Below are 11,980 nucleotides of genomic sequence, written 5' to 3'. Positions count from 1 at the left end.
CTACTCTCAGCGACGGGCCATAATTGCGATTCTGGTTGCTTTGCCGCTGGAAGAACTAAAACAGATCGCTGTAGATCGCCGTTATCCAGAGCGCGTTAACGAAGAGCCAGACAACACCGAGCCACATAATTTTGCGGCTGCTATCGGTTCTCATTGCCACAACAGCAATCAGCAGGCCGCCGACTATCCTTGCCAGATACCATGGCCCGAGCTGTTCAAAGTGTTCCCTCCCCTTAATGTAGGTGTCCATCAGATCGAAGACGAACGACGCGGCAAACAAGGCAAAAAACGCATGCCGCCTGCGCACGAAAAAACTTTCCCGCTCGGACAACTCCTGAATGTGATCGGGATAAAGCAGCGTCGACATCAAAAAGAAGAGCGACGTGTAAACGAGAACGAAGATGTAGATCCAGAAATTCCAGTTATGGATGAGCCGCAGGGCAAACTCCCACCACCAGAAGTGGACCGCTCCAAGAAGCAGGACAATCGACCAGACGATCTGCGCGTGCATGCGATCGGTTTTTTGCGGCTCCTGCAGCCTTCTGGAAAGACCAGACAACACTCTGGTGATTGCAAGGCCGAGGATGAGGCTAACCAATATCCGCAAATGACCGTATGCATCCATTGGAAGCGCCCGCTGTTGCTCAACTTATCGCTGAACAATATGCTTAAACCCGCAGGCTTTACAATCATCCTGAAAGACCAGGCAATAAAGGGGCCTGTCTCGCGCCCCAGACTAAGCGGCAATCCCGTCGCCCTGTTGGGCGAATTGTCGCCGCATCACTGGATCGGCCGACCAATCCGAGGCACCAAGGACATATTCGGCGGGCGCTTACGATCCGCCGTTTTTCTTTTCGTTCTTCGCTTGATCGTGGTGCCACTTAATGGCGAAGAACATGCCCGTGCCTAACACGAGAATCTTGAGCGGAAAGACGACTATAGGGAACCAGTCTACCCAATCCCAATCCATCATTTGCATATTTCCAGGCTGTTACTTGACACTATCTGTCGTGAGGAGCGCTACCTCAAAACTGCTGCTGCAACAACTTCATATGCGCGGTCTTTTTGACGCAGCCCCGCCGCTCCGCTTCATCTGCGGCTGTCGTATCCGCCGCGCCCGCCAATCGAAAAACTTGCTTTCCCTGGCGAAAACCGTGCCCGCGCCCCGCTCGAAATTCTTGTCTTTCTTGCTTGGGGCGTCTTGGTGAATTCATTCGGACAGAACTGAACGCCAAGCGGCTTCACGTCATCATGGCGCAAGGAAACGCGCTGGCGACGGAATGTAAAATGCGCCGCGCAGCAAATGGATGATTTTGAACGACAAGATAAAACATTGATAAACAATGAGAAAACTGGTGCCCCCGACAAGGTTCGAACTCGTGACCCCCTGATTACAAATCAGGTGCTCTACCAACTGAGCTACAAGGGCAAGCCAGTGCCTTGCCAACTATCAGATTCTGACTTGGTGTAAAGCAAAAACTGTCGGCAGGCCGTCAGTCGGTTGCTTTTCCACACCGCGACGGCCCGCTTGTCCGCATGATCACTATTAAAGCAGAAGGCCCATAAAATAAGCGAAGTATTTACGCGGCGGAGATAGAATGGCCATGAACCATAACCATTCCAGCGAGAATAACGCATCAGATGCGCGCGAGCATACAGAAAATCCAGCTGACAGGCACGATCATCATTGCCGTAAGCTCCATCCTGCTGGCTACCCTTGCCGCGCTGCCCAGCGTCTCCAACTATCTGCGTTACCGGACGAATGCGCAGCAGCTTGGCCGCTTTGAAACCGCGCTCCAGTCCGCCTGGCTGGTTTCGGCAGAGCGCGGTCCTGCCAACAATCTGATGGCGTCGTCTGCCGTGGACGCAAGCCTGGTCGAAGCCCTCGCCGCGGCGCGCAAGGCGACGGACGACAAGTTATCCCAGGTCGAGACCTCCTTCGCCGAGGAAATTAAAGCGCAACCCGGCTTGGCGAAATCGCTTGCCGAAACCCGCCAGAAGCTGGCGGATTCGCGAGAGGCGGTGGACGACGTTGCTGCCCTTTCGCCTGAAGCACGCAGCTACAGCGCCATGGCCAACGCCATTCAGTCGATGTTCAAGGCGGCGGACAGTGTCAACCTGCTTCGCGGCAGGGCTGCGCGCGCCATCATAACAAAGACGCCTGACGTGGCGATCGACATCGCCATGACCGGCACCGCCGGCGTGATGCGCGACAGGATCGGCCGCCTCGGTTCCTATGTCATCATGAGCATGCAGGCAAACCGGCAGGACAGGTTAAGCTATCGCGCAAAGTTCGACACCGAGATGCAAAGCCTGATGCTGGTGAAGTCATCATTGTGGAACTATACGGCCGCCTATCTCTCGACCCCGCGTCTGGACACCGCATTTCGTGAGTTTGAGGCCTATTATTTCGGTCAGGCGCTTCGCTATGCGCAGAATACGATTGCCATCGTCGTGCCGTCTGCGCGCCCAAGCGTGCGTGAGTTTTCCGAAAGCTACATTCAGGGCATGCGGTCGTCGGACAAGCTGCGTGACCTCATTCTTGCCGAAACCCGGGCGAGAATCGAAAAGAAGAAGCAGGAAGCGCTCATCTATGGCGCAGCGTCTCTGTTAATCGCCTTCATTGCGGTTCTGGTCCTGCTTCGCCTCACATCGGTCTACAAGACAGCGCTGTTCCAGCCCATGCAGTCCGTCCGGACGCAGATCGCCGCGATAGCGGCAGGCGATCTTTCCGAGGCACACTATAAGGATGGCGTCGCTCCGGAAGTGAAGAAGATGTTCCAGGAACTTGATTTCCTGCGCGAACAGCTTCGCCAGAAAGGAGAAATGGAGGACCAGCAGCGAGCGCTGGCCGAGCAGCTGCGCAAGCTCTCCGAAACCGACGCCCTGACGGGCGTCTTCAATCGCCGCGCACTGGAAAAGGCCGTTCGCACCATCCTCAGCGGCAACGAGCAATGTCCGGCGCTGGGCGTGATGATTGTCGATATCGACCACTTCAAGTCGATCAACGACCGATACGGCCACGCCATGGGCGACCTCGCGCTGCAGAAAACGGCGAGCCTTTTGAAGGGCGCATTGCGCAAGGACGACATTCTTGCCCGATATGGCGGTGAGGAATTCGTCGTTGTGCTGCAGGATGTCAGCCACGCCACGGCGACGGCCACCGCCGACCGCCTTCGCCGCCTGATCGAGGCCCAGATCATCGATGAGCAGAGCGGCCTGTCCCTGACGGCAAGTTTCGGCGTGGTCTGGCAGGAAGCACGTGCGATCAACAGCTGGGACGAGTTGATCGCCATTGCCGACGACCGGCTTTACGAGGCCAAGCGCGCGGGCCGCAACCGGGTCTGGGCAACCTATTTCCCCAAGGTCGCGAACGGCTGAGCGACATTGCCGGCGGCAGGTTTCGCCTCGCCTAGATCAGATCCAGCGTCATGACCACGGGGCAATGATCGGAAGCCTTCGGACGATCCCAACCGGTGCGCGGATAACGTTCGACCTCCTGCCCCGGCGGGAATACCGTCCGGAAAGGCTGTCCATTGCGAATGATTTCGGGCACATGCGTGGCGTTCGTCTCCGCCAGACGCGGCGAAAGCCAGATATAGTCGAGCTGGCACAGATGCTGCTCCTGAGGGCCGCGGGAATGATAAAGCGTCCAGCGGTCCATGACGTCACGGCGCATCATCGGATTGACCACGAAATCATCGGCCGTAAAAACATCAAGCGCGCTGCGCTCCTCCTCGATCGGCGCAAAGCTGTAGCCGCTGCGCCGGTCGCCGGAAATCGCAATACGCTCCTGATAGTCGTTCATATCACCGCAGATCGCGAAGTTCTTGTTGCGGCTATTGCCGACACACCAACGGTTTTCAATGATGCGGCGAACGGCCATGGCCTCCGCCTCGCGGATCGGCATGGTGGCAAGCCGCGCATCGACCGGATCGCGGGAATTGGTCATGGATTTGAAATGCGTGACGTAGAGCGTCAGCGGTTTGCCGCCGATCCTCAAATCGATTTCCAGACAATCCCGTTTGAAAATCTTGTCATCGATCTGGTTTGTGGCGGCCAGCGCAGGATTGAAGAGATCGAGATTGCGATAGGTCAGCGCCGCATGGCTCTTGATATCGACCACCTCGATCTTGTCGCCGTCCCGCGTTTCCTCGCGCATGACGACGGCGACATCGATACCGCGACTATCATTACCCTCGACCAGATATTTCTGCAGGTAGCCATTACCGACCATGCGGTAGAGATAGCCATATTCGAAGGCCTGCAGCGCAGCCATGTTGTCGACTTCCTGCAGACAGAGAATGTCGGCATCCGCATCGGCGATGGCGAGCGCCGAAAGCTGCCGCGTATCGTCGGTGGACGAGACCATCCGCGCGCTTTCCAGCGCCTGATAGGTTGCCTCATCCCTGATATCGAAAAGCTGGATCGCCCTGTCGCGCCGCGTCTGGTTGCGAAAGCCGGTGAAATCGAAACGGGTGAGGAGATTTTCGATATTGAAGGTGGCAAGTCGAAGCGACATGAATCAATCCTATTGCTGCGGGGAAACCTTAGCCGGTGTCGCACCGCATCGCCAGTAGCCTGAAACACATCGCGTTTGACCAGATTGGCCCACAGAGGTGCCGTCAGGACTCCGTGCGCCAGTACATCATCCATCCTCATCCCTGTGCTTGTCACAGGAATCCGGCCGATGCGCGTCCGCGCGGCGGGGAGAGTCCTTTCAGCCCAAAGACTTGGGCTGGCTGGATCCCTGTGACAAGCACAGGGATGAGGAGACGTCATTTTCAGGCTAAAGCCGCCACGCTGCACGAATGGCGACCGGCAACCGATCACCGATCGCAACCGCTTCCCGTGAATAGGCCCTGATCGCCTGCCCGTCCGGCAGATCGAGACGCAGGGCATAACGCTCGCCCTCGTAAAGAACCGAGGTGACGGTGCAGGTAATCCCCTCAGAATCCCGCACCACATCCTGCGGCCGCACCAGAATATCCATCTGCGACGCTGCTCCGCTCTCCATCGTCGCACGAAGCCCCGGCCAGTCGAGATCCCGCGAAGGGCCTTCCCGCAAGGGCACCGTCAGGATCGCCCCCTGCCCCACCAGAGAACCGACAAGCCTGCCCTCCGGCCGAGCATAAAGCTCCGCCGGCGGCGCGACCTGCAGCAGCTTGCCATGCGACATGACCGCGACATCAGTTGCGAGCGCCATGGCTTCGGCCTGGTCATGGGTGACATAGATCATCGTCGCGCCGGAGCGTGCGTGAAACTCGCGGAAGGTCTCCTCCATCTCCTGCCGCAGATGGCGGTCGAGATTGGCGAGCGGTTCGTCAAGCAGCACCACATCGGGCTCGGTGACGAGGCAGCGGGCGAGCGCCACACGCTGCCGCTGCCCGCCGGACAATTCGGCGGGGCGGCGATCGGCAAAGCTTTCGAGGCGAACGGCGGCCAGCGCCTGTCGCACCTTCTCGCGATATTTCTCCCCCGAAATGCCGCGCACCTTCAAGGGATAACCGGCATTGTCGGCGACCGACATATGCGGCCACAGCGCATAGGACTGGAACACCATCGCCATGTTGCGCCGCTCCGGCGGCACCATGCTGCCGGCATCGGCCAGCACCCGCTCGCCGAGCAGGATGGAACCATCAGTCGGCTGTTCGAACCCGGCGATCATGCGCAGCACCGTCGTCTTGCCGCAACCGGAAGGTCCGAGCAGCGCCAGGAAACCGCCATCACGCACCGTCAGCGACACATCGTCAACGGCGGGCTTCGACCCCGCACCAAAACTTTTCGACAGGCGGTTGAGAATCAATTTCGCCACGGGACGACTCCTTTCGGCAGATAGCGCCCCAGAATTTCGAGCAGCAGCATGAGAAAAATCACCATGATGACAACGAGCACCGAAAGCGCCGACGCGAGATCGAAGCTGCCGCTGTCATCGAGGTTGTAGATGAGGACACCGAGCGTCTGTGTGCCAGCCGACCACAGCAGCGCCGAGACCGTCAGTTCATTGCAGGCGATCAGGAAAACGAGAATGACGGAAGCGCCTGCCGCCGGCCCGACCAGCGGCAGGATTATATCCTTGAGCCGCCGCCAGAAACCCGCGCCGGACAGCCGCGCCGCCTCTTCCAGCGATGGATCGAATTGCAGGAAGGCGCTGACCATCGGTTTCAGGCTGACCGCAAAGAAGGAGGAGAAATAGGCGAGCAGGATGATCCAGATCGTGCCGTAGAGCGTCACGCCGAGGAGCGGGATCGGGGCCGCGAAAAGCAGCACGAAGGAAACGGAAATAACCACGCCCGGAAGCGCATAGGGAATATCCACCAGCGCCGAGAGCAGGAACATGAAGCGGCTCTTGCCGCGCACGAGGAAGTAGGCCGTCAGCACCGTCACCGCCAGCAGGCAAAGTGATGTGGCAGTCGCCAGAAACAGCGAATTACGGAAGGCCGTGCGGGTCACGCTCTGCCGGTAAAGCAGTTCCTCATAGGCATGCAGTGTCGCGGTCTTGAGGCTGAGCGGCACGCCATAGGCGGGCGCGAGCGAACTTGCCACCAGTGCCGCAAGCGGCGCCACCAGCATGAAGAACAACACGAGCCACAGGGCAAGCTCCGCCGGCACCCGCCACCGCGCCAGCCCAAAAGTCGCCGCCTTGCCGGAAAGGCCGATGATGCGATAGTCCCTGCCCTTCATCGCCCGTTCCTGCAAAGCAAGCCCGGCCACGGAAATGATGGCGATCATGGTGGAGAGAATGGCGATATCGCCGAAGGTGCTGGTGCCGAAACTGGCGAAACGGCTATAGATCAGCGTCGGCAGGGTAAAGATCGAGGCGGGAATGCCGAGGATCGCCGGAATGCCGAAATTGCCGACATTGGACACGAAGGAAATCGCCGCCCCGGCGATCAATCCCGGTGTCGAAAGCGGCAGGATAATATCGAACAACACACGGCGCGGTGCAGCACCCGAGAGCTTGGCGGCCTCGATACCATCCTGTGGCAAGGCCAGCAGGCCCGCGCGCAGCGACAGATAGACGAGCGGCGCATGCTGCACGCCGAGCAACAGCGCGATGCCGGCAGTGGAATAAAGCGGCTGCGGCGAACCCATTGCCGGCGCAAGGCCGATGGCCTTCAACAGCGTGCTCGACGGGCCGGTCATGCCGATCCACGACAGCGCCGTCACCTGCGGCGGGATCATCATCGGCAGCATGAACAGGAAGCTCAAGATCGACTTGCCGCGTATGTCGCAGAGCGTCAGCGAAAGCGCAAAGGCACCGCCGATGCCAAGCGAAATCAGCATGCCGAAAAACGAGGTGGAAAGCGTGTTCAGCGCCGCATCCCACAGGGCCGGATCGGCCAGAAGTCGCCATATGTCACCATTGAGTGACGAAATGATGCCGGTATAGGCGAGCCGCCCGAGCGGCAGGGCGCTCAGCGCAAAAACAACGCTGACCACAAAAGGAAACAGCCAGCGCGGCTGGCTGCTTCCATAGGCATTGGAACGGGTCATTCCGCTTTATCAGCCCTTAGAGCCGAAGATATCGGAGAAGGTCTTCAGGTCCTGTTCGGAGTTCTTCAACGCATCGGCGGCGTTGAGCGGCAGAACCTTGAGCTTGTCGCGGGCCGGGAAACCTTCCGGCATGCCGGCGTCGGCGCGCGCGGGAATGTAACCGAGCTTGACGAAGCCCTGCTGGCCCTTTTCGGAAAGCACGTAGTCAACGAACTTCTTCGCCGCTTCCTCGTGCTTGGTGCCCTTGATGATCGCGACCGGCTCGGTGACAGCAGAAACGCCCTCTTCCGGGAAGACGAACTCGACCGGCGCGCCCTTGGCCTTTTCGCGGATCGGCATGTAGTCGACGACCACGCCATAGGCCTTTTCGCCCGATGCGACGGACTTCAGGACCGCGCCGTTGCCGCCGCCGGCAATGGCTTCATTGGCCTTCAGCTGCTTGTAATAATCCCAGCCGAGGTCCTTAACGGCGGCGATCGTCTGCGCATGGATCAGCGCGGCACCCGAGGTCAGCGGGCTCGGCATCGTCACGAGACCCTTGGCTTCCGCCTTCGCCAGATCCTTCCAGCTGGTCGGCTTCATCGCGGCAGCGGTATTATACATGATGCCTGTCGTGATGAGCTTGGTGGAATAATAGAAGCCATCCGCATCATAGAGCGAGGCATCGATATTCTTGGCTTCAGGGGACTTGTGAGCCAGAAGCTGGCCGGCCTGCTTCATGCGCTCCAGCGTTACCGTGTCGGCGATCAGCAGCACGTCGGCAACCGGATTGCCGGCATTGATCTCGGCCATCAGCTTGGCCATGATCTTCGGCGTCCCGTCACGCACCCATTCAACTTCGAGACCCGGATTGGCGGCCTTGAAACCATCAACGGTCGCCTGCGCGTCCTCGTTCGGCTGGCTGGTATAAAGCACCAGATCGGCGGCATTGGCGGCTGTGGCGATGAAGCCGAGCGATACGATGGCGGTGAAAGCGGAGAGCAGCGTTTTCATGGGTCCAGTCCCTGTTGTTCGGTGGGACCGCTAAAACATGATTGCATAACATGTATGTGACAGGCAGGATTTTAGAGGTGTAATCCCTAGGGTTCGTCGGGATTGAGAGTAACAATGCTCCTTGGCGCTTGCGGCTTGCCCCCCTCTGCCCTGCCGGGCATCTCCCCCTCAAGGGGGGAGATCGGCAAGACGCTCGCCTGCCACTTCATTCTAAAGCGTTGAGATAGGCGAAACCTTGCCGCAAATCGATCTCCCCCCTTGAGGGGGAGATGCCCGGCAGGGCAGAGGGGGGTGAAGCCGCAACCTCTGTAACTGCCGGAAAGTCACTCAAATCGCCGGAACCACCTCGCCCGTAGTTGCCTGCGCGGTCGCGATCAACCGCCCAAGCCGCTTCATGCCTTCCTCGATCATCGCCTCGTTAGCGCAGGAGAAGCTGATACGCAGCGTATTCGTGCCGGAACCATCCGCGAAGAAAGCGCGGCCAGGAACGAAGGCGACCTTTTCCGTAGCGATGGACTTTGCCAGCAGTGCGGCCCCATCCATGCCTTCCGGTAGGGTCACCCAGATGAACATGCCACCTTCCGGCTTCGTCCAGCGCGTGCCCTTCGGCATATATTTGTCGAGTGCGGCCAGCATCGCATCACGGCGGGCGCTGTAAGCAGCCTTGATCTTGGCAACCTGTTTGTCGAAGCCGCGCGAGGCGACCCGTTCGATGGCGATCTGGTTGATTGTAGAGGAATGCAGGTCGGCGGCCTGCTTCATCAGCACCAGCTTGCGGATAACAGGCGCAGACGCGACGATGTAGCCGACGCGAAGGCCGGGTGCGAGCGTCTTGGAGAAACTGCCGCAATAGATGGTGCGGGTATTCTCGATGCCGCCCGAGCGGGCGATATCGAGCGCCATGATCGGCGGAACAGCCTCGCCATCGTAACGCAGCGACTGGTAAGCGGCGTCTTCGATGACGGCGATATCAAGCTCGTCGGCCAGCGCCAGAACCTTTTCGCGGCCGGCCAGATCGACGGTTTCCCCGGTCGGATTGGAGAAATCGGCCGAGAGATAAGCGAACTTCACCGCGCCGCCGAGCTTGGCCGCGGTTTCGCGGTATGCCTCGGGCGTGCGGTTGCCGCCGGGGTTCAGCTGGTCGTAATTCGGCTCATAGGCGTTGAAGGCGGAAAGGGCGCCGAGATAGGTCGGCCAGGTGACCAGCGCCGTATCCTTCGGCGACAGGAACAGCTTGCCGAGATAATCGAGACCCTGCTGCGAACCGGAAACGATGAAGACGTTATCGGCAGTGCATTCGATGCCGATCTTGTCCATCTCGCCGGCCAGCCATTCGCGCAGCGGCTTGTAACCTTCGCTCACCGAATATTGCAGCGCTGCATTGACCTGCGCGCCGGAAAAAATTTCCGCGTAAGCCTGCTGGAATTCCTCTGCGGGGAAAAGAGCCGGGTCCGGAATGCCGCCGGCAAAGGAGATGATATCGGGCTGCTCGAGCAGCTTCAGCAGTTCGCGAATTTCAGATGCTTTCATGCGCGAAGAGCGCGTGGCGAAAATTTGTTCCCAATCAAGCATGGGTACGTTTCCTCTTGTGTCGTTTTTATGCGTGCATCTTTACAGAAATGTCGATACGTCAGCAATACTGACTTATCAGTTTTTCGAATTATTTCTGCCTCCCTGCACATTGTCCGCAACCGGCCCCTCTTGAGGCCCGATTTTGCGGACAAAGCCAAATACACCCTTGCGCAAAGCTTCACAATCACACCTTTGCGATTGACGCGACATGGTTTTCCGGCTGGATTGCGCGCGCGCCGCAACGCGGCGAAAGCATCATGGGAGTTTGACGACATGCTGAAAAATATCGACCCGGCGCTGAACGCCGACGTTCTGCACGCGCTGCGCGCCATGGGTCACGGCGATACGCTGGTGATCTCCGACACCAACTTCCCTTCCGATTCGGTTGCCCGCCAGACGACTGTCGGCAAGGTGCTGCATATCGACAATGTCTCTGCAGCCCGCGCCATGAAAGCCATCCTGTCCGTCCTGCCGCTCGACACGCCGCTGCAGCCCTCGGTCGGTCGCATGGAAGTGATGGGCGCGCCCGATCAGCTGGAGCCGGTGCAGGCCGAGGTGCAGAAGGAAATCGACGCGGCGGAAGGAAAATCCGCCCCCATGTACGGCATCGAACGCTTCGCCTTCTACGAAAAAGCCAAACAGGCCTATTGCGTCATCACAACAGGCGAAACCCGGTTCTATGGCTGCTTCCTGCTGACGAAGGGTGTCATTCCGCCGGCCGAATAAGGCCGGGAACCGGAAAATTCGCCAGCCGCCGGCCTTCATGACAATTTCAAGTTGTTGTGGCAAAAACTTCCACTAGGCTTGAAAAACCAACCGGAGGTGTGCGGATCATGACCCAATATGTCCTGGCGTTCTGGAATGTCGAAAACCTGTTTGCGCCGGAGGGCTATCCGGCGCGCGAGCCGTGGATTGCCGAGCGGCTGAAGAACGATCTGAAAGGCTGGACAGAGGACCTGTTCAGGACCAAGGTCAGGCAGCTCGGTCTGATCATAAGTCAGATCGGCGGTGCGGGACCGGATCTGCTCGGTGTGTGCGAAGTCGAGAACCGTTTCGTGCTGGAGACGCTGGCGGAACATCTGAACGACCTCATGCCCGCCCGCGCCTATCGCGTCGTGCACGCCGATTCCAGCAAGGACCAGCGCGGCATCGACACCGCCTTCATCTACGACAGCAAAAAGCTGCTGATCAACGAAAACGAGATTTTCAGCCATTTCGTGATGCGCCGCACCGGCACACGCGACATTACCCAATGCACCTTCATCACCAGGGGCGGCCGCCAGCTTATCGCGCTCTCCAATCACTGGCCGTCGCGCTCGGGCGGCGCGGTGGAAAGCGCCGGTTTTCGCATGACCGCCGGTGAAACGCTGGGTTACTGGCACCAGCGGATTAGGGAAGAGAAAGGCAACGACATCGCCGTCATCGCTTTCGGCGATTTCAACGACGACCCTTCCGATGCATCGCTGCGCTATCACGCCAATTCCACCCGCGAGCGCGACGATGTCGAAAGCTCGCAATCGGCCATGTTCTACAATCTCACCTGGAATTATCTGCGCCAGCCGGTGGTGGATTCCGTCGGCACGGCAAGAACGATCTACGGCACGCTCTATTTTAACGGAGATGCCAATATCTTCGATCAGATCCTCGTCTCCCGATCACTTCTGAGCGGCAGCAGCGGCTTCAAGGTGCACGAGGAAACCGCGAAAATCGAAGCGATTGCCGCCATGGTCAGCCATAGCAAGAACGAGGGATCGATCCGCTTCGGTCTTTCGAAAGGCGATGCGGTCAAAAACGTCAATCTCGGCGGATTTTCCGATCACTTCCCGGTTTCGGTGGTTATCGAGGAAGACGACGCGATCGTGTGACCGGGAGCCCTCTCAGCCGGACAATACAGAAAAGGCCGGAGCGTTCGCCCCGG

Annotated in this window: 9 protein-coding genes and 1 tRNA gene; 4 read left to right on the top strand and 6 right to left on the bottom strand. The window is 59.1% G+C overall.

Annotated features, from left to right (window positions below; translation table 11 throughout):
• Nucleotides 1-40 precede the first annotated feature (40 nt).
• Nucleotides 41-910: a hypothetical protein gene (locus tag V6R85_RS09955; RefSeq protein WP_162695556.1), complete on the top strand. Its 870-nt coding sequence runs from the start codon at nucleotides 41-43 to the stop codon at nucleotides 908-910.
• 443 nt (nucleotides 911-1,353) lie between these two features.
• On the opposite strand, the gene V6R85_RS09950 is transcribed toward V6R85_RS09955, so the two are convergent.
• Nucleotides 1,354-1,429, bottom strand: a tRNA-Thr gene (locus tag V6R85_RS09950).
• A gap of 212 nt (nucleotides 1,430-1,641) precedes the next feature.
• Here V6R85_RS09950 and V6R85_RS09945 point away from each other — a divergent pair.
• Entirely contained in the window at nucleotides 1,642-3,381 is a 1,740-nt protein-coding gene (locus tag V6R85_RS09945; protein ID WP_003507597.1) for a GGDEF domain-containing protein, read from the top strand.
• Between the two features lie 31 nt (nucleotides 3,382-3,412).
• Here the strand turns inward: V6R85_RS09945 and V6R85_RS09940 are convergent, their stop codons facing one another.
• The 5 genes from V6R85_RS09940 to V6R85_RS09920 all read right to left on the bottom strand — a co-directional run bounded on the left by V6R85_RS09940 (nucleotide 3,413) and on the right by V6R85_RS09920 (nucleotide 10,062).
• Nucleotides 3,413-4,522, bottom strand: a complete 1,110-nt coding sequence (locus tag V6R85_RS09940) for an endonuclease/exonuclease/phosphatase family protein (RefSeq protein WP_111834752.1) — start codon at nucleotides 4,520-4,522, stop codon at nucleotides 3,413-3,415.
• A gap of 267 nt (nucleotides 4,523-4,789) precedes the next feature.
• Nucleotides 4,790-5,815 (bottom strand): ATP-binding cassette domain-containing protein, encoded by a 1,026-nt coding sequence (locus V6R85_RS09935; RefSeq protein ID WP_111834751.1) that lies wholly within the window; start codon nucleotides 5,813-5,815, stop codon nucleotides 4,790-4,792.
• Nucleotides 5,803-7,497, bottom strand: a complete 1,695-nt coding sequence (locus V6R85_RS09930) for an ABC transporter permease (protein WP_111834750.1) — start codon at nucleotides 7,495-7,497, stop codon at nucleotides 5,803-5,805. Before V6R85_RS09930 ends, V6R85_RS09935 begins: the two co-directional genes overlap by 13 nt.
• A gap of 9 nt (nucleotides 7,498-7,506) precedes the next feature.
• A complete protein-coding gene (locus V6R85_RS09925) occupies nucleotides 7,507-8,490 on the bottom strand; it encodes an ABC transporter substrate-binding protein (protein ID WP_060723369.1) in 984 nt (327 codons plus the stop codon).
• 327 nt (nucleotides 8,491-8,817) lie between these two features.
• Entirely contained in the window at nucleotides 8,818-10,062 is a 1,245-nt protein-coding gene (locus V6R85_RS09920) for an aminotransferase-like domain-containing protein (protein WP_111834749.1), read from the bottom strand.
• A gap of 273 nt (nucleotides 10,063-10,335) precedes the next feature.
• On the opposite strand from V6R85_RS09920, the gene V6R85_RS09915 reads away from it, so the two are divergent.
• Both V6R85_RS09915 and V6R85_RS09910 read left to right on the top strand, forming a co-directional pair.
• Entirely contained in the window at nucleotides 10,336-10,788 is a 453-nt protein-coding gene (locus tag V6R85_RS09915; RefSeq protein WP_060726384.1) for an RbsD/FucU family protein, read from the top strand.
• 107 nt (nucleotides 10,789-10,895) lie between these two features.
• On the top strand, nucleotides 10,896-11,927 hold the full coding sequence (locus V6R85_RS09910) for an endonuclease/exonuclease/phosphatase family protein (protein WP_111834748.1): 1,032 nt from the start codon (nucleotides 10,896-10,898) through the stop codon (nucleotides 11,925-11,927).
• Nucleotides 11,928-11,980: the final 53 nt, after the last annotated feature.

Origin of the sequence: Agrobacterium sp. CCNWLW32 (assembly GCF_037083425.1) — a bacterium.
Taxonomy (GTDB): Bacteria; Pseudomonadota; Alphaproteobacteria; order Rhizobiales; family Rhizobiaceae; genus Agrobacterium; species Agrobacterium radiobacter.
This window is presented reverse-complemented; position numbering and strand designations above follow the sequence as displayed.